The 18479-nt window shown below is 61.4% G+C and carries 17 protein-coding genes and 1 tRNA gene; 7 read left to right on the top strand and 11 right to left on the bottom strand.

Annotation, left to right across the window (positions count from 1 at the left end; all coding sequences use genetic code 11):
• The first annotated feature begins 214 nt into the window (after window positions 1-214).
• A complete protein-coding gene (locus tag WC811_RS16900; protein WP_372646486.1) occupies window positions 215-1492 on the top strand; it encodes a DUF2865 domain-containing protein in 1278 nt (425 codons plus the stop codon).
• A gap of 23 nt (window positions 1493-1515) precedes the next feature.
• Here the strand turns inward: WC811_RS16900 and gltX are convergent, their stop codons facing one another.
• The 8 genes from gltX to rpiA form a co-directional block, all read right to left on the bottom strand.
• Window positions 1516-2892: a glutamate--tRNA ligase gene (gene gltX, locus WC811_RS16895; RefSeq protein ID WP_372646744.1), complete on the bottom strand. Its 1377-nt coding sequence runs from the start codon at window positions 2890-2892 to the stop codon at window positions 1516-1518.
• A gap of 84 nt (window positions 2893-2976) precedes the next feature.
• Window positions 2977-4710, bottom strand: coding sequence for an NAD+ synthase (locus WC811_RS16890; protein ID WP_372646485.1), 1734 nt, complete (start codon window positions 4708-4710; stop codon window positions 2977-2979).
• A 61-nt stretch (window positions 4711-4771) separates the two neighbouring features.
• Window positions 4772-4933: a hypothetical protein gene (locus WC811_RS16885; RefSeq protein ID WP_372646484.1), complete on the bottom strand. Its 162-nt coding sequence runs from the start codon at window positions 4931-4933 to the stop codon at window positions 4772-4774.
• A 96-nt stretch (window positions 4934-5029) separates the two neighbouring features.
• The gene (locus WC811_RS16880; protein ID WP_372646483.1) at window positions 5030-6433 is read right to left on the bottom strand and encodes a class II 3-deoxy-7-phosphoheptulonate synthase; all 1404 of its coding nucleotides are present in this window, start codon (window positions 6431-6433) and stop codon (window positions 5030-5032) included.
• A 138-nt stretch (window positions 6434-6571) separates the two neighbouring features.
• Complete coding sequence (locus tag WC811_RS16875; protein ID WP_372646482.1) at window positions 6572-7327, bottom strand: SDR family NAD(P)-dependent oxidoreductase; 756 nt, start codon at window positions 7325-7327, stop codon at window positions 6572-6574.
• Between the two features lie 56 nt (window positions 7328-7383).
• A complete protein-coding gene (gor, locus tag WC811_RS16870) occupies window positions 7384-8766 on the bottom strand; it encodes a glutathione-disulfide reductase (RefSeq protein WP_372646481.1) in 1383 nt (460 codons plus the stop codon).
• A 46-nt stretch (window positions 8767-8812) separates the two neighbouring features.
• Entirely contained in the window at window positions 8813-9304 is a 492-nt protein-coding gene (locus WC811_RS16865) for a DUF2059 domain-containing protein (RefSeq protein WP_372646480.1), read from the bottom strand.
• 2 nt (window positions 9305-9306) lie between these two features.
• The gene (gene rpiA, locus WC811_RS16860; RefSeq protein ID WP_372646479.1) at window positions 9307-10029 is read right to left on the bottom strand and encodes a ribose-5-phosphate isomerase RpiA; all 723 of its coding nucleotides are present in this window, start codon (window positions 10027-10029) and stop codon (window positions 9307-9309) included.
• A gap of 164 nt (window positions 10030-10193) precedes the next feature.
• Here rpiA and WC811_RS16855 point away from each other — a divergent pair, with 164 nt between their 5' ends.
• The gene (locus WC811_RS16855) at window positions 10194-10877 is read left to right on the top strand and encodes an HAD family hydrolase (RefSeq protein WP_372646478.1); all 684 of its coding nucleotides are present in this window, start codon (window positions 10194-10196) and stop codon (window positions 10875-10877) included.
• 4 nt (window positions 10878-10881) lie between these two features.
• On the opposite strand, the gene WC811_RS16850 is transcribed toward WC811_RS16855, so the two are convergent.
• Window positions 10882-11259 carry a DsrE family protein gene (locus tag WC811_RS16850; RefSeq protein ID WP_372646477.1) on the bottom strand — a complete coding sequence of 126 codons (378 nt, stop codon included), beginning with the start codon at window positions 11257-11259 and terminating at the stop codon, window positions 10882-10884.
• 78 nt (window positions 11260-11337) lie between these two features.
• On the bottom strand, window positions 11338-13734 hold the full coding sequence (locus WC811_RS16845) for an RND family transporter (RefSeq protein WP_372646476.1): 2397 nt from the start codon (window positions 13732-13734) through the stop codon (window positions 11338-11340).
• A 224-nt stretch (window positions 13735-13958) separates the two neighbouring features.
• On the opposite strand from WC811_RS16845, the gene WC811_RS16840 reads away from it, so the two are divergent.
• The 5 genes from WC811_RS16840 to msrA all read left to right on the top strand — a co-directional run bounded on the left by WC811_RS16840 (window position 13959) and on the right by msrA (window position 16904).
• Window positions 13959-14483: a hypothetical protein gene (locus WC811_RS16840; protein ID WP_372646475.1), complete on the top strand. Its 525-nt coding sequence runs from the start codon at window positions 13959-13961 to the stop codon at window positions 14481-14483.
• A gap of 82 nt (window positions 14484-14565) precedes the next feature.
• Window positions 14566-14640, top strand: a tRNA-Val gene (locus WC811_RS16835).
• Window positions 14641-14797: 157 nt separating this feature from the next.
• Complete coding sequence (locus tag WC811_RS16830) at window positions 14798-15277, top strand: hypothetical protein (RefSeq protein WP_372646474.1); 480 nt, start codon at window positions 14798-14800, stop codon at window positions 15275-15277.
• A 218-nt stretch (window positions 15278-15495) separates the two neighbouring features.
• Window positions 15496-16044, top strand: a complete 549-nt coding sequence (locus tag WC811_RS16825) for a YSC84-related protein (RefSeq protein WP_372646473.1) — start codon at window positions 15496-15498, stop codon at window positions 16042-16044.
• A 119-nt stretch (window positions 16045-16163) separates the two neighbouring features.
• Complete coding sequence (gene msrA / locus WC811_RS16820) at window positions 16164-16904, top strand: peptide-methionine (S)-S-oxide reductase MsrA (protein ID WP_372646472.1); 741 nt, start codon at window positions 16164-16166, stop codon at window positions 16902-16904.
• A gap of 116 nt (window positions 16905-17020) precedes the next feature.
• Here msrA and WC811_RS16815 read toward each other — a convergent pair whose 3' ends face one another.
• Window positions 17021-18199 (bottom strand): type III PLP-dependent enzyme, encoded by a 1179-nt coding sequence (locus WC811_RS16815; RefSeq protein WP_372646471.1) that lies wholly within the window; start codon window positions 18197-18199, stop codon window positions 17021-17023.
• Window positions 18200-18479: the final 280 nt, after the last annotated feature.

Genomic DNA, 18479 nt, shown 5'->3' with positions numbered 1-18479 from the left:
AGTATATCGATTGCAGGATTATGCCACAGGGGCACCGTGCGGGAATAAGTTCGCCGCCGGGGCCTTATGCGCTTGTCCACACTTCCGTCAAGCGTCTGAAACCGCTTGTAAAACACTGGGTGTCTCAATTGCTCCCAATTGACCGGCTAGCAAATCGCTGCTTAGGCTCCGCAACACAAGGATTGGAGCCGCCAAACGGGCGTCGGGAGCAGGCTTGAGCCAGGGAAATTCATTCAGAATTGCCGTTCGCAGACTGGTGCTTGGGCTGGCTGCGATGACGCTCGCGTTGCTTTTCGTCACGGAGGTGGCCTCGGCGCAAAGCTGGTGGCCGTTCGGCGGCGGCGGTGGCGGCGACGAGCAGCAGGAGAACGATCGCGGGCCGGTGCCGCAGGAGCCCGTCTATCGGCAGCCGCCCCTCGGCCCTGCCCCTGGGCCTCCGGGAGAGCAGCCGCCGCAGTCGTATCCGTCGGGACCACCGCCGGCTTACCCGGCACCACCGCCACAGGCGGGCGGTTCGGCGCCGCCCCCACAACCGCCAACCGCGAACTGGACGAACCGAAATCCGATCTGCCTGCAGCTTGAGCAACGCCTCGTCCAGGAAAACCAGAAGCACGGTCAGTCGCAGACCGACCTGCCGCGCATCGAAGACGAAATTCGCCAGCTCGAGCGGGTCGTCGATCAGGCACAGTCGCGCCTCGATCGCGGCTGCTACGAATATTTCCTATTCACGAAGTCGCTGAAGAACTCGCCGCAGTGCAAGGATCTTGCGCGGCAGGCCGACGCCTCGAAGCGCCGTCTGTCCGACCTCGACACGCAACGTCAGGATATCCTCGGATCGTCGGGGCGTTCCTATCAGGATGATATCGTTCGCGAGCTTGCACGCAACAACTGCGGCGCGAACTACACCAACATGGCGCGCAGGGCCGGCGGCGACAGCGGCGGCATGTGGGAAGACGAAGAGTCGAGCGGTGGCAACACCTGGAATCCGCGAGCCGCAAACGGCGCGCAGACCTATCGCACGCTTTGCGTCCGCTCGTGCGACGGCTTCTATTTTCCGGTGAGTTTCTCGACGCTGCCGAGCCATTTCGAACAAGACGCCGAAGTGTGCTCGTCACACTGCGCGGCCCCGTCGGAGTTGTATTACTATCCGAACCCCGGCGGGACGGTCGAGCAGTCGGTAGCGCTTAAAGATCAGGCGCCCTACACCAAGCTCAAGTTCGCGTTCCGGTATCGGAAGGAATACGTCGCCGGCTGCTCGTGCAAGGCGGCGGACTATGTTCCGCCCGAAGGCGAAGCCGACAAGAAGGCCGAAGGTCAGCCGCGCGGCGCCGATGCGCAACATCATGCCGACGCGACCGCCCGCGTGCCGGTCACCACGACGGGATCGACGACGGTCGATACCGCGCCGCTACCCGAGGCCCAGCCTCAATCGCCCGCGCCTGCATCCAGCGGCGACGGCGGCTGGCAGACGCAGGCCGAACCACAGCAGTAAACGACCGACCGCAGAACGCAGGTTCAGGCCCGTTTGCCTTCGAGGCGCGCGAGGGCGCGATCGCGGCCCATCATGGGCAGCAGAAATTTGAGCTCGGGACCGGCCTCGCGTCCCGTTAGCGCAAGCCGTAGCGGATGAAACAGCGCCCGGCCCTTGGCGCCGGTTTTCGCTTTGAGGGCGGCCGTCCATTCCGGCCACGTCGCTTCGCCCCACGGCTCGGGCGGCAGAACCGAAGCGGCCGCAACGGTCATTTTCGAATCTTCGATGACCGGTTCGATATCGCCTGCGACGACATCCCACCAGATGCGTGCGTCGGCGAAGACGTCGAGGTTGCCGCGCACCGCGTGCCAGAAATCCTCGTGACCCTCGATGCCGAGCGCGCGGAGACGATCCGCGATGTCGGCATAATCGAGCATGTGGAGCAGCTTGCTATTCAGCCCTTTGAGGTCGGCGACATCGAAGCGGCCGGGCGCGGTCGAGATCTTCGCGAAATCGAGTTTCGCCGCCAGCTCATCGCGCGACTTGAACGGCTCGATGGCGTCCGACGTGCCGACGAGCGCGGCGTGACAGAGCACGGCCATCGGTTCTAAGCCTTCGTCGCGGAAGCTCTGAATGGAGAGCGCGCCGAGACGCTTCGACAACGCCTGTCCGTCGGCACCGACCAGCAATGAGTGATGACCGAATTCGGGTGGCGTGGCCCCCGCCGCTTCGAAGATCGCCATTTGAACTCCGGTATTCGTGACGTGATCCTCGCCGCGAACGATATGCGTGATCCCGAACGCGATATCGTCGATGACGCTGGTGAACGTATAGAGGAATGTACCGTCCTCACGGATCAGCACAGGATCGGAGAGCGAACCGAGATCGACCGTCTGATCGCCACGGATCAGATCGTTCCACGACACGAGCGTCGGCTGCGGCACGAGCCCGCGTTCTTCGGTCGTGTTCGGCAGACGAAAGCGCCAGTGGGGTTTTTCGCCCGATCCAATCCGCGTCGCGATCTCGTCGTCGGAGAGCTTCAGCGCGGCGCGATCATAGATCGGCGGCTTGTGCATCGCGAGCTGGCGCTTGCGGCGACGATCCAATTCTTCTTCGGTTTCGAAGCACGGATAGAGCGCGCCGCTGACCTTCAGCGCTTCGGCTGCTTCTTCGTATAGCGGCGTGCGGTCCTGCTGCCTCGCCACATCATCCCAGGTGAGGCCGAGCCACTGCAGATCGTCGCGGATCGCGTCGGCGAATTCATCCGTCGAGCGGGCGATATCGGTATCGTCCAGGCGCAGCAGAAACGTGCCGCCGTATTTTCGAGCGAACAGCCAGTTCAGCGCCGCCGTGCGAATGTTGCCGATATGGATGCGCCCGGTTGGGCTCGGTGCGAAGCGGACGCGTGGTTTCATTGCAATCTCGGTTTGTGATCGGATTTGCGCGCAACCTACCCTGCGGGCTGTCGAACGCAAGGTTTAGTGATATGGCGCCTTCGGCACGCCTTACGCTGGATCACCGACCTTCGACGCACCTTCCGGCGCGTTCGGCCGAGGATGACGATCGACCGAGGAAGCCACATCCTCGCGAAACTTGTTCGTGATTGGGTAGCGGCGGTCGCGGCCGAAGTTGCGCGAGGAAATTTTCACGCCCGGCGCGGCTTGGCGGCGTTTGTACTCCGCGAGGTAAAGCAGCCGCTCGATCTTCTTCACCGTTTCGATGGCGTGGCCGCGGGCAACGACACTGGCGACAGGCATTTCCTTTTCGACGAGGCAAGTCAGTATGTCGTCCAGCTCTTCGTAGGGCGGCAGCGAATCCTGATCGGTCTGGTTGGCGCGTAGCTCAGCCGTTGGTGCTTTGGTCAAGATGCGTTCCGGTATGACGACACCAGATGGCCCGCGCGCGCCTTCCGGCAGATGCGCATTGCGCCACCGCGTCAACTCGTAGACCTCCGTCTTGTAAAGATCTTTGATCGGGTTGAAGCCACCGTTCATGTCACCGTAGAGCGTCGCGTAGCCGACGGACATTTCGCTTTTGTTGCCGGTCGTCACGACCATGCCGCCGAACTTGTTCGACACCGCCATCAGGATCGTGCCGCGCACGCGGCTTTGCAAATTCTCTTCCGTGATGTCGGCGTTGGTGCCCGCGAAGAGATCCTTGAGTCCCCACGTCAGTCCAGCAACGGCGGGCTCGATCGAAAGTTTGTCGTAGCGAATACCAAGAGCTTTGGCACAGGCTGCCGCATCTTGGAGGCTGTCGTCGGAGGTAAATTTCGACGGCAGCATGATCGCGTGGACCCGCTCGGCTCCCAGCGCATCGACGGCAATCGCAGCGACAAGAGCTGAATCGATGCCCCCGGAAAGGCCAAGCACGACGCCTGGAAAGCCGTTCTTCGTTACGTAATCTCGGAGGCCGAGCATGCAGGCGTGATAGGCGGACGCGCAGCCGTCGTCCAACTTTGCGACGTCGCCGCGTTCGCACCGCCAACCGTCATTGGTTCTTTTCCATTCGGTCAGAACAATCGCTTCGCGCCAGGCCGGAAGCTGCACGGCGAGGCTGCGATCGGCATTCAGCACGAACGACGCGCCGTCGAAGACCAGCTCGTCCTGGCCGCCGACCTGATTGAGATAGACGAGCGGCAGGCCGCTTTCGGTCACGCGCGCGACGGCAACATTCATGCGGTTATCGGGTTTCGGCCAATCGAACGGCGAGCCGTTGGGCGAGAGCAAAATCTCGGCACCGGTTTCAGCCAGCGTCTCGACGACCTCCGAGCCCCAGATATCTTCACAGATCGGAACGCCGACGCGAACGCCACGGACGTTCAGCGGTCCCGGCAACGGACCCGGCGCGAACACGCGCTTTTCGTCGAAGACGCCGTAGTTCGGAAGATCGACCTTTAAAGTCGTCGCCTGGATACGGCCACGATCAAGCAGAGCAACGGCGTTATGGACCTTCCCGCCGGCCGCCCAGATCGTGCCGATCAGGATCGCGGGACCGTCCGCGCATGCGGCCGCCAGCCATTCGAGCTTGGCATGGGTCGACTGCTGAAACGCGGGCTTCAGTACGAGATCTTCAGGCGGGTAGCCGTTGAGGAATAGCTCCGGGAATAAAACGACGTCAGCGCCGAGTTCTTTCGCGCGCGCGTGGGCGGCAACGGCGCGTTCGGCATTGCCTTGCAAATCCCCGACGACGGGATCGAGCTGAGCGAGGGCGATCTTGAGCGAAGCTGGTGATGTCATGCCCGCTATTTAGGGCTCGTCGCGATCAAGGTCCAGAACCGCGAAGCCGCTGGCTTAACGCTCAATCGTCATCGTCGTCGCAGGGGACCGGGAACTCGACGTCGGGATCCCAGCAAACCTGGCCGTCGTGAACGCGAGCATCGGCGCGCGGGCTTTTTCCGTGTGCGACGGGGGCGGGCGCAGCGGCCAGCACCGCGAGGATGATCAGGAGGCGTAATCCCATTCTAGCCTCGGACCTCGGGACGAAAACAGCGGCCGCGTTAGATCCGGCCGCCGTTCAGCATACACACAATGGCTCGTCCTGAAAATCGCCGCCGCGTTAGGCGATCAGCGTCTTCTGCTCCGGATGGGCGTCCGCGTCCCGCTCTTTCTTCAATTGCTCGGCAACGAGGAAAGCCAGCTCCAAGGCCTGATCGGCATTGAGGCGAGGATCGCAGTGGGTGTGATAGCGGTCGGACAGATCCTGTTCGGAGATCGCCGTCGCGCCGCCCGTGCATTCCGTCACGTTCTGGCCGGTCATCTCGACGTGGATGCCGCCCGCATGCGTGCCCTCCGCGCGGTGAACCTCGAAGAACGACAGGCTCTCCTTCAGGATGCGATCGAACGGCCGGGTCTTGTAGCCGTTGACGGCCGAGATCGTGTTGCCGTGCATCGGGTCGCACGACCAGACGACGGACCGCCCCGCCTTCTTCACGGCGCGGATGAGCTTCGGAAGGTGAGCTTCCACCTTGTCGAAGCCGAACCGGCAGATAAGCGTCAAGCGGCCGGGGTCATCCTTCGGGTTCAGAAGATCGATCAGGCGCAGCAAGCCATCGGCATCGAGAGACGGGCCGCACTTCAACCCGATCGGGTTCTTGATGCCACGGCAGTATTCGATATGCGCGTGATCGGGCTGACGCGTTCTGTCGCCGACCCAGATCATATGGCCGCTCGTGGCGTACCAGTCACCGCTGGTCGAATCCTTACGCGTCAGGGCCTCTTCATAGCCGAGAAGCAGTGCTTCATGGCTGGTGTAGAAGCTCGTGGTGCGAAGCTGAGGCGTGTTGTCGGACGTGATCCCGCAGGCGCGCATGAACTGCAGCGTTTCGGCGATACGATCGGCGATTTCCTGGTAACGGTGCCCCTGCGGGCTATCGTTTACGAAGCCCATGTTCCACTGATGCACGCGTTCGAGGTCGGCATAACCGCCGGTCGCGAAGGCGCGGATCAGGTTCAGCGTCGCCGCCGACTGACGATAAGCTTCAAGCTGGCGCTGCGGATCGGGAATGCGAGCCGCAGACGTGAACTCGGTGCCGTTGATGATGTCGCCGCGATAGCTCGGCAGCTCCAAGCCGTCTTTCTTCTCGGTCGGCGAAGAGCGCGGCTTGGCGAACTGCCCAGCGATGCGCCCGACCTTGGTCACGGGCTCGCCGCCAGCGTACGTCAGCACGACCGCCATCTGCAGGAAGACGCGGAAGAAATCGCGGATGTTGTCGGCGCGATGCTCGACGAAGCTTTCGGCGCAGTCGCCGCCCTGCAGCAGGAAGCCACGGCCGCCGGCGATCGCCGCAAGCTGCTTCTTCAGCTCGCGTGCTTCGCCCGCGAAAACGAGCGGCGGGAAGGTCGCGAGGCGGGATTCGACGTCGCTGAGGGCCTTGGCGTCGGGATAGTCCGGCACCTGCATGATGGGCTTGCCGCGCCAGCTTTCCGGCGACCATTTTTCAGCTTGGGCGTTGGACGCCATAGTAAACTCCTGAAAAGCACCGATTGGACGCCGACCCGGAGGCGGCGCCTGACCCTGCTCTGTGGCATATTATCTCGGGGCGCTTATAGGTGATATCGGCGACCGGCGCCAGCCCACCCTAGGCGTCGATCCCCGCGTTCAAAGCCCGGCTCCCATGCCGCCATCGACGGCCAGTTCCGATCCCGTGCAATATAGGCTGTCGTCCGACGCAAAGAAGACTGCGGCTCCCGTTATGTCCTCGGGCGTGCCGAGGCGGCCCATGGGCGTTTTGTCGATCAGTGCCTTCCTGACGGGGGGCAGCTTCAAGAGCCGATCGGTAATCGCGGATTCGACGTAACCCGGCGCAATCGAGTTCACGCGGACATTGAAGGGCGCGTATTCGACGGCGAGGCCCTTGGTCATGGCCGTGATCGCGCCTTTGGTCGTCGTGTAAGCCGCGAGAGGACGCAGACCGCGGTACGCCATGATCGACGAGATGTTGATGAGCGACGGCGACTTCGACTTCCGGAGCAGCGGCAGCGCGTCGCGCGAAATCCGCAAAATGGCGTCGATATTCACTTCGCGCAGTTTGGTCCAGTCGGAATCGGAAAGCTGACGGATTTCACCGCGGACGAGAATGCCGGCATTGTTGACGACGACGTCGACGCGGCCGTGCGCGCTTTCGATATTGCGGAAAAGCGCCGTAACGTCCTGGCCTTTCGAGACATCGACGACCATCGCAGTCGCAGCGCCGCCTTGAGCCGTGATACCGTTCGCGGTTGCTTCCGCGGTCTCGCCGTTGATATCGGTCACCCATACGTGGGCGCCTTCAGCAGCGAAGCGTCGCGCGATCGCCGCGCCGATGCCTCCGCCCGAGCCCGTCACGATAGCAATTTTGCCGCTGAGCCGCGCCATGTGAACCTCACGTCGTCGATTGGGGGGAGAACCCATAGGGCGCGGCTATTCCGCGATCAAGCCGCTGCTTCTCCCGGCGCGAGCCATTTCTCGCGCAAAGTCACAAGTTCCTCTGCGGCGGATGGATGCAAGGCCATGGTTTGATCGAAATCGGCTTTCTTCGCGCCCATGCGAACTGCGATGGCTGCAGTCTGGACGATTTCGGCGGCATCGGGGCCAAGGACGTGAACGCCGACGACCCGGTCGGTCGCGGCCTCGACCACGAGCTTCATGAGCATACGTTCGTCGCGACCGGCGAGGATGGCTTTCATCGGCCGAAAACTGCCTTTGTAAATATCGACGTTGCCGTATTGCGCGCGCGCTTCGTGTTCCGTGAAACCGACAGTACCGATTTCGGGCGTCGTGAAGACTGCGGTCGGGATTGTCGTGTAGTCGACCTGCCAGGGCTTGTTGCCGAACACGGTGTCGGCAAAGGCTTGGCCTTCGCGGATGGCGACCGGCGTGAGGTTGACGCGGTTCGTTACGTCGCCGACGGCGTAGATCGAAGGCACCGCCGTTTGCGATGCGTTGTCGACGACAATGGCACCGGTGGCGTCCATTCCGACGCCGAGGGCTTCGAGTCCGAGGCCCCTCGCATTCGGCGAACGTCCAATCGCGAACAATATCTGATCGGCTTCGAGCGTATCGCCGCCCGAGATCGTTCCGAGGAGGCCAGACGGCGTCTTCTCGATCTTCGTGAAGACTTGTCCGTTGATGATGCGAATGCCGCGGCCCCGCATGGTGGCGATCAGACCGTCGCGCAGATCGTCGTCGAAGCCGCGGAGAATTTTTTCGCCGCGGTAGATCAACGTGACCTCTGATCCGAGGCCATGAAACACCGACGCGAACTCGGTCGCGATATATCCACCTCCGGCAATGACGATGCGGCGCGGCAGTTCTGACAGATGAAAGACCTCGTTCGACGTGATGGCGTGCTCGATGCCGGGCAGCTTGCGATCGACGTTTGGGTGGCCGCCCGTCGCGATCAGGATGGTTTTCGCTGAAATGGTGCGGCCGGACGCGGCGAGGCGCACTTCATTCGGCGACAAGCACATCGCACGTTCGGGAAAAATCGAGACTTTGTATTTATCGAGCGTCGAACGGTATGCCGTCTCTAAGCGCGATATTTCCGAGTCTTTCGCGGCGATAAGCGACGCCCAGTCGAATTTTGGCTCGGGCAAGGTCCAGCCGAAACCCTCGGCATCACGGAATTCATCGGAAAAGCGGCTGGCGTAGACGAGAAGCTTTTTCGGGACGCAGCCGCGGATTACGCACGTTCCGCCGATGCGGTCCTCTTCCGCGATCGCGACGCGGGCTCCATGGCTCGACGCAATTCGGGCGGCCCTGACGCCGCCCGAACCCGCGCCGATGACGAACAGATCGTATTCGAAGTCTGACATTCTGAATCTTTAGAGCGGAAATCTATTCGGCGGAATCTATTTGATTTTATTTCTGGTCGGCCGACGGCGTTTGGCCAGCCTTAAGTTCGTCGGCGATCTTCGTGCTGTATTTCATACCGATCTCGGCACCTTTTTTCATCAGCTCCGGGGTCATCGAAATGAACCTGGCGCCGGGGCCGGAGCGATAGAAATCAGCGACGGCTTTCATTTCCTCCGCCGTGAATGTTTCGGCATAAAGGTTGGCGAAGTCGCTGATCATCTGATCCTTGTAGTCTAGCAGCTTCTTCATGCTCGAGTCGAACTGAGCGGAGAGCTTCTTTCCCGCTTCCGAGTTGTCGGCATTGGCGCCTTTCGCAAAGCCGCGAGACATGGCTTCGACCATGCCGTCCATCTGCTTCGTCACGCCGGTGACTTCGAGAAGATCACGGGCGGCGGCGACGCGGGCCGGATCGGGCGGCGTCGCTGTCGTGTCATCGGCAAGGGCGGCGCTCGAAAAGCAGACGAAAAGCAGAGCGATTACTTTCAGTACGCGGCTCATGATCACATGTCCTCTTCGAAGTCGATCTCAATTCCCGATAGCACTTCCACGCCTTTCGGCCCAGCAATGATGCCGACGTCGGCAATGCCGAGAAAAAGGCCGCTTTCCACAAGACCGGGGACGAGCTTCAAAGCGTCGTCTAGGGCTTCGGGATCGTCAATCGAGCCGAACGCGCAATCGAGAATATGGTTGCCGTTGTCGGTTACGAATGGATTGCCGTCCGTGCCACGGCGCAACGTGATCTCGCCGTCGAGCCCGGCATCGGCGGCAAGCTTGGCGATCAGGCTTTCGGTCGCGGCCAAACCGAACGGCACGACTTCGAGTGGTAATGGAAACTTGCCAAGCATCTCGACGCGCTTGCTGTTGTCGGCGATGATCACGACGCGGTTGGAGGCAACCGCCACGATTTTTTCCCGAAGCAATGCGCCGCCGCCGCCCTTGATAAGCCGAAGCTCATCGTCGATTTCGTCGGCGCCGTCGACCGTCAGATCGAGAGATGGCATGGCATCGAGCGTCGTCAGCGGGATCGAGAGTGCGGCTGCTTGAGCCCGGGTCGCTTCCGATGTCGGAACGCAGATGACCTTGAGGCCCGATCTCACCCTCGCGCCCAACAGCTCGACGAATTTCGCGGCCGTCGACCCCGTGCCGAGACCGAGCTTCATCCCGTCTTCGACATAGGCCAGCGCCTGCTCGGCCGCCTGCCGCTTCCAATCGTCAGTGCTCATTGTGCCCCCAAAGACCAAAACGTTGCTGCCACGCCGAGCCGCGCGCCCTGTCTAGGCTGACCGCGTGGCGCTTTCAAGCCGAGCGCCGATCTAGCAGGCATTCGTGACGCCGTGACAGAGTGGATCGAGGCGAATACGGTGCGTTGAAAACGCGAGGAGAAATCATGAAGGATTGGACGGTCGTTTTCGACCTCGATGGCACGCTTGTCGATACTGCACCCGACCTTGCCGAGGCGACGAATTACGTCCTGTCGACGCTCGGCCTTGAGCGAATCAACGAGATGGAGATTCGTCCCTTCGTCGGCCACGGGGCGCTGGCGATGATCAATGGGGCCGTCGAGGCGCACGGCCGCAAGCTCTCCGAACGCGAGCTACACGATCTGTTCGAGATCTTTATCGTTTATTACTCCGCGCACATCGCAGATCGAAGCGTCCCCTACCCCCACATCGTCGCGGTGCTCGACGGGCTCAAAGCCGAGGGTGCGACGCTTGCTGTCTGCACGAACAAGATGGAAGCGCAGGCGCGTTCCGTTCTCGAAGCCCTTAAGCTCGACGGTTATTTTTCGGCGCTGACCGGGCGCGATAGTCTCGGGACCTATAAGCCCGATCCGCGACATTTGACTGGAACGATCGCGATGGCCGGCGGGCGGGCCGACAAGAGCATCATGATCGGCGACAGCGAAACCGACATCAAGACGGCGAAGGCCGCGCAAGTGCCGGTCGTGGCGGTGAGCTTCGGATATAGCGTCGATCCCGTTTTGTCGTTCGGTCCGGACATCGTGATCGACGACTATCGCGATCTGCGGGCGGCTCTCGGGAAGCTTGCGGGAACGTCGGTCAATTCGTGAGGCCCTAGTAGGTCAGCACTCGGCAATCGTTTTCCATGATCTCCTCAATGAAGTGCGCGGCGCCAATGACGCCGCTGCATTCGGCAATGAGATCATGCTTACGCATCGCGCACGTATCGAGGCCCGTCGAAAAGCAGTGGAACCGCACGCCCGCGGCATGGGCTTCCTTGATGAAGTCATAGATCGTGCGGGCTTCGGCGGATTTGACGTGGATGGCTTCGGCGACGCCGCTTTTCAGGATCGTGGCAGCGTTGCCGGTGCATACGACTTCCACCTGATAACCCATCGAGGCCGCGACGGACGCCTGAAAAATCGGCGCACCGATCGCCTCATCGCTATGGGGATCGGCGTTCGCCAGTACGACAATGAGCTTGCGTGCCATGGCTTTCTCGGAGAGCATTGCACGCAACAGTAGGCTGCCAACCGCGGCGGCCGCAACCTTTAACGATTGTTCACCGCATCAAACGTCGTGGCCGCTGATATAACGGCGGTAGACAAGGATCGTTGCCGGCAGGAACACGAGGTCGGCGACAAGCGAGGCCAACAACGTCACGCCGCAGACCAATCCGAACAGGCGGAGCGACGGCAGATCGGAGAAGATCGTCACGCCGAGGCCGAATGCCAGCACCATCGTCGTCAGGATGATCGCCGGGCCCACGAGCACGCGGGCGCGCCGGATGGCAAGCTCCGGCGGGACGCCGGGCTTCTCTTCCATTCGCAGCCGGTTGAGGAAGTGAATAAGCGCGTCGACACCGAGGCCGAAGACGACGATCAGCGCCACGACGGACGAAAATTCGAGCCCGCCCCCCATGAAATAAAGCACGGCGCCGGATGTCACGACGGGGAACAGGCCCGGAAGCAGGCTGATGAAGCCGACGAAGACGGAGCGGAACGCAAGCGCGAGCAGGACAGCCGCGACGAGCACGCAAAGCGGAATGCTTTCGTCGAGCTGTGAGATCATCCGGTAGCTGTTGCGCGCCGCGAGCGCCGGCAGACCGGTCACGGAGATCTGGTATTCTGGATTGGCCTTACGGATGGGATCGAGAGCGGCATCGACCTTATGGACGAGCGGCAAGATCTGGCTGGCGTCGACGTCGGGCAAGCGGCCCGTCACGAGCACGGCTTTTTCGTCCTGTGCGATGAAGCGGCGGACGAGATGCTCAGGCAGAAGACCGACGTACTTCTTGATCGTCGCGACGTTGTCGGAGCCGTTTTCGCGCAGCCAGCGCCGCAGACTTTCGAGCGACCATACGTTTCCGAGGCCCGCCGCCTTTTCAAGCGCAACATGCGTCTCTTCGATGACCTTGAGAGTCGCGGGATCGTAGAGGCTGGCGCCGTTTTTCCACTGGATCATGACGTGAAACGGATTGGCGCCGGTGAGCTTTGAATCGATGCGTCCCGTTGCGGCGATGGCCTGCTCACGGTCCGGCACCTGATCGGCGAGGCGATAGCGCGGCTCGAGCTGTAAATGCAGCGCCGCGAAGCACGCAAATAGCGCAAAGGCAATCAGCGTGTAGGCCACTGAATGTTTGACGACGCGGTCGACGACGGTGCCGACGAACGTGCCCAGAGCATCCATCAGGCCGTCGGCCGGATTGTGATCGCGGGCGAGAGTTTTCTCGTTGCGGACGAACAGCAGCGCGAGGATGGGCAATACGATGATCACGGCGCAGAACGAGATGCAGACCGCCATCGCGCCCGCCTCTCCGAAGGTGCGGATTAGGCCCGATTCAGAGAAGAGGAGTGCGAGGAATGACAGCAGCGTGGCGGCGTGGGCCAGCACGCACGCGGGGCCAACGACGAGGATCGCAAAGCGGATGGCTGCGAGCTTGGTATCGCCCTCGCGGAGCCTGATGCGGAAGGCCGACACCATCTGCATGCTGTCGGCGAAGCCCATCACCATGATGAGCGGCGTCATGACGTTGAGGAAGAGATTGAGCTTGAAACCGAGCCAACCGAGGAGGCCGAGCGACCACGCGACGGCGATGACCGGCGGCAAGGCCGCGACCAGCATTAGCGAGACGCGCCGGAAAAAGAGTGCGGCGATCCCGGCGCCGAAGAAGAGGCCCAAGCCGTTATAGACGATCTGGTCGCGCTCGACGGCGTTGCGGATTTCGAGCTGCATCACCGGTGCGCCGGCAAGCTTCGCGGAGAGGCCGACAGAATTGAGATCCTGCTTCGCCGTCTGCTCGATCTCGCCGATGACAACCTTGGCGGACTTCTCGGCAACGATGTCGCGATTGAGCGCCAGAACCATCAGTGCAAGCTGACCGTCATTCGACAGAAACTTGCCTTTGACGATGTCGTTGGTCTTGAGCGCGTCGAGGATCTTGTCGAACTCGGCCGGATTGTCTGGCAGGTCATCGGGTACGATCGGCGGCGCATAGCCCGTCGCATCGGGCTTGCCGCGCGCCGACAGCATCGACACGATGCCGTTGACGCCATCAACGAGTTGCAGATCGGCGGCTGCGTTGGCGAAGGCTGTCAGCCCTTCCCGGGTCAACAGGTTCTTGCCCTCGACCACGACAAGGACATCGTATTCGCTTGAGGGAAACCGCTTATCGATCTCTTCGTAGGTCTTGAATTCGGGGGTGTTGGTGCGGAACAATTCCGAAAGGCTATCGTCGACCCGCAAGCGGGAGATGCCAGCGGCGGCGACGGCGGTCAGCAGGAGGACGATGATCGCCGACAATATCGGCGCCCTGATCCCTACGAGGCCGATTTTGTTCAGCCCCAAAGAGATCAGACTCGGGCGTTGCGGCTCCCCTGACTCCAAAACGTCCTCCCCAACGATGCCGATTTGAGAGGTCGCCCTGGCGGCCCCGGCATCGTTCGTGTTTGCCGGGAGACATGGCATTATGAACGAACCCGCGCAAGGTCCGCACGGCATCACATCCGTGGGCAAATGGCCGAAAATCGAGGGTCCACAGCCGCGTCCCGCAACTTTCGCTAGAGAAACGGGATGTCCGGCGCCGGCGAATCAATCCTGGTACGCAGAGTTTCTCTTGCGTCCTAGCCGCAGGGTGTGTGACAGCGTCGGCCGCGTCGACGATGACGGCGCTTGTACCTTGAGGATTGGCCATGCCGACGACTTTTTCGCTTTCGCGCTTCGCCGTTTTTGCCTTTGCGGCTCTTGCGCTGTCATTCGCCACGGCGCCGGATGCGTTCGCGAAGAAAGCGGTGGTCGGGCCGGTGTCTCTCAACGTTCCGGACGATTTCAAGGATGTCGGTGGGAAGGTACCGGCCATCCATCAGGATTCGTCGGGCATCACCGTCGAAATCTCGGAGCTGCCGCCCGAGGCGCTGCACGAGTTCAAAGGTCCTACCTTTCTGCAATTCTTGCAGAGCCTCGGTTACACCAATCCGACTTACGCCGACGACGCGCTGAAGCGGACGGACGCGCATACCTATGTCCTCGCGGACGCCAAGGGCACCGAAGGGCCGCAGTCGCGGTTTCTGCTCGTCATTGGTGGCGAAGGGCGTGCGGCGATCGTGACGGCCTATGTGCCGAAGAGCGAACTCGCCAACGGACATGCGAGCCGCGCTGGAATCGAGGCCATTCTGGAAACGGCGTCGGTGGTGCCAGCCCCCGCCGCCAAGCCGTAGGGTCTGCCTCGCCGCGACCGTCAGGCCCCGGTTTGCGGCTTGACAGTCCGATCCGGCGCCTCGCATAAGGGCCGTCCCAAACGGGCGGTTAGCTCAGCGGTAGAGCACACGCTTCACACGCGTGGGGTCATAGGTTCAATCCCTATACCGCCCACCATTTTGTTCTCCCATAACATTCGATCGATTTTGCCGATCAATTGGATTGGAACAATGCGTTAGATTTATGGATCGCGACCTTCGATCTTAGGTTCAGCGCCGGGCGATGCTTCGATACAGGAGGCTCCGGCAAATGATCTGAAGACAGGAGTTTGCTCATGGCTTTCGCAGATATTTTCAGCGACCGTCTCCCCCGGCAGACCGGGGCTTGGCTACATCATAAGCCCCGCATCGCCACGCCGTCGCAGTCGCAGTCGCGGGCCGCCGATTTAGCCGCCGACACGGATCTCTCGGTCCATTCTGCCCCGATTTTCATAGGGCTCGCGAGTTGCGCCTGGTTTGCGTTGCTCAGCTGGACATGCTTCGCCGCGTTCGACCGCGAAACCGGGATGGCAGTCGGTGTCGTCACCACGACATTCGTCATGTATCTCGGTGGCATGGCCCTTGGCGCGTACTATTCCGCCAACAGCCGGGCGGCCGGACGGGGGCGCACCTTCCGCCAGTTCCTCCGCGGCCGGGTCGACGTCGCAACCGGTCTCATCAGCGGACGCGAAGCGATGCTCCAGATCGCGACGCTGCCCTTGGGGCTCGCGGTCGGTGCCACGGCGATGGCGCTTATCTGGGTGTTCATCCGGTAAGACGGAAGCGATAAAGGCAACGGGGGCCTGCCCTCTCGGTCCCCATCCCTATTGGCCAAACGTCCAACCCGGAATGGCAGCCCGGGGCATTTGCGTTCGTCGCCGAACAGCGTTAATCGCCGACTTTAATTCCGCGACGTAAGATTTTCCGCCGAAATGCGGAATTCGGCCATGAAACACCGCCAAGCGTCAGGCGGGGAACGAGGGAGAAAACAAAAATGACCATCAAGGGATTTTGTGTTGCGCTGTTCGCGCTCTTTGCAATCGTCGCTGCGGCACCGGACGGCCACGCGGCGTCGGCCCGGGAAATCGATGCGGGCGTGCACGAAACACTCGACAGATTTTTTCGCCAAGTCGGTGGCGCGCGTGAACTCGCGAACAAGTCCGTCGGCATCCTCGTCTTTCCGTCCGTCGTGAAAGCCGGTTTCGGCGTCGGCGGAGAATACGGTGAAGGCGCGCTGATGATCGAAGGCCGCAATGCCGGATATTATAATACGGTGTCGGCTTCGTTCGGATTTCAGCTCGGCGTTCAGGCGCGTTCGGTCATCATCGCGTTCATGACGCCGCAGGCGCTCCGCCAGTTTCGCAACACGTCAGGCTGGAAGGTCGGCGCCGATGCGTCCGTTGCGATTATCACGATTGGCGCTGGCGGATCGATCGATACCAACAAAATCACGAGCCCGGTCGTGGGCTTCATCCTCGATCCGAAGGGCCTCATGTATAATTTGACGCTCGAAGGTTCGAAAATTTCGCGCATCTCAAAATAAGCCCTCGGCTCATAGGCTTCACCAGGACATGACCGCGACAGGCCGATGTAACGAACCGCGTCGATCGAGCGAACAGCCATCAGTATGTTCATTCAGCCATTCCCCCGGGAGTGTTTCCGATGGCAATCGATCTCAAATCGTTCTTTCGGCCTGATCGTGTCTTCTACTCGCTAACTGCAATAGCAGTTCTGGCCGTCGTTCTCAGCGTCGGCGGTATCCGGGTCGATGCCGAGGAAGGCCGGCGCGTGCCGCCTCCGGCCGTCGATGAGACCGCGCCGCAGGGTGCCCAGCTCGAAACGGCGGTGTTTGCAGGCGGCTGTTTCTGGGGCGTCCAAGGCGTCTTCCAGCACGTTGCCGGCGTGACGAACGCCGTCTCGGGATATACCGGCGGCGATCAGCAGGATGCGCTGTATCAGGTTGTCGGAACGGGCACGACCGGCCACGCAGAATCCGTGCAGGTGAAGTTCGATCCGCAGAAGGTGAGTTACGGCAAGCTGCTGCAGATTTACTTCTCAGTCGCGCACGATCCAACCGAACTCAATCGCCAAGGGCCGGATTCGGGCACGCAATACCGCTCAACGATTTTCCCGATGACGGCCGAGCAGGCAAAGGTCGCGAAAGCCTATATCGCGCAGCTCGACGGAGCGCATGTCTTCTCGGACCCGATCGTCACGACGGTCGAGCCCGATCGCACGTTCTATGCGGCTGAGAACTACCATCAGAACTTCCTGACGTTGAACCCGAACTATCCGTACATCGTGATCAACGATTTGCCGAAGGTCGCAAACTTGAAGCGGCTCTTCCCCGAAAGCTACCGGGTTGAGCCGGTGCTTGTCTCGCTGGCGAAGGCGTCGAACTGATACCTTTACTCCGTCATGCTGACGAAGGCCGGCGCCCAGTCAACGAGCAATAATCGGTTCTTGTGGATGGCCACCTTTGCGGCCATGACATGAGGGGACATATCGAACGAATATGCCTAGGCGTTGCGGGCAATCGGCTCGAGGTCTTGCGTGTAGATCGAATACATCGGCTCGTCCTGTAAGATGACGTCGACGTATTCGCCATAACCGTTGAAGCGGGTGCCCATCGCGCGCGCATAAGCGCCGAGGTTCCCGATCTCGATGTAATCGCCTTCGCGGACTGACCCCGGCAGCATGAACGGACCTTTCATGCGATCGATGGAGTCGCACGTCGGTCCCCAGAACTCGAACGGTTCGAGCGGCTCATTCGGATCGAGGCCAGGACGGATGAGACGAACGGGGAAAACAAAGCCCAGGTGTGCGCTATCGAACAACGCACCGTATGAGCCATCGTTGATGTAAAGCTGGTTCCCAGGCTTGCGGAGATCGACTTTTACGATCAGGCTTTCGGCTTCCGCGACAAGGGCGCGGCCCGGTTCGCAGATCAGGCGGCAATGCTCCGTCACGGGCATTTTCGCCATCGAGGATTTGATGACTTCGATGAAGTCCGACAAGCGCGCCGGGACGCTGTCGGTATAGCGCGACGGGAAGCCGCCGCCGATATCGATGGCATCGACGACGACGCCGGCCTTTACGATGTGCTTTTTCACTTCATCGAACGCCATCGCGTAGGCGTCGGGCGTCGTCGTTTGCGAGCCGACGTGGAACGTGATGCCAAGTTCGTCAGCGACCTGACGCGCCTTGACGAGAAGCCGCTGCGCTTTCTGTCCCGAGATGCCGAACTTATGCTCGAGCGGCACGCGGCTGTTCTTCGCCGGAACGGAAATGCGCACGAACAGTTCAAGATCTTTGGCGCCGTCCGTCTCTTCGACGATCTTCTGCAGCTCTTCTTCCGTATCGAGCGCGTAGCATTTGATGTCGTAGTCGAAATAGGCGCGGCGGATAGCGTAGCGCGATTTCACGGGATGCATGAAATGCAGGCGAACGCCCGGGATCGTCGCCGCGTCCTCGAGTTCGGCGACGGACGCTACGTCGAACTGCGTGATGCCGGCGCCGTAAAGCGCGCCAAGAAGAAACACCGAGCTATTCGCCTTGTAGGCGTAGGCGACCTCTCCGGGGAAGTTTTTGATGAACCAGCGAGCGGCACGGCCGGCGGCATGGGGACGAGCGGCGAAGACCGGCAGATCCGGCTTCAACTCGGTCACCATTTCGAGGGCGGTGGCAAACTTCTCCATCGCGAAAGAACCTCCTGAGGAAGAGCTATCCGGTTTCGCGCGCGGCAGCCGAGCGATGTCGGCTTTCGATACGATGCTGAAGGGGTGCATTTAGGTACCTCGGCTCCCTCTGTAAAGCCTTTCCCGAACCCAAACGCTCTACAGGGTTGTCGGATTCTCTCCCGATGGCGAGGGTGCGGTCGCAATTGGCACGCAGAGCGATGCCTTTCGGCACCTATCGCTTATGACAGTTTGATGAAATTGCCCTGTTTCCAGGCGTTTCCCGGCGACAACCGAAGCG

This window comes from Hyphomicrobium sp. (genome assembly GCF_041659645.1).
Classification (GTDB): Bacteria; Pseudomonadota; Alphaproteobacteria; order Rhizobiales; family Hyphomicrobiaceae; genus Hyphomicrobium_B.
This window is presented reverse-complemented; position numbering and strand designations above follow the sequence as displayed.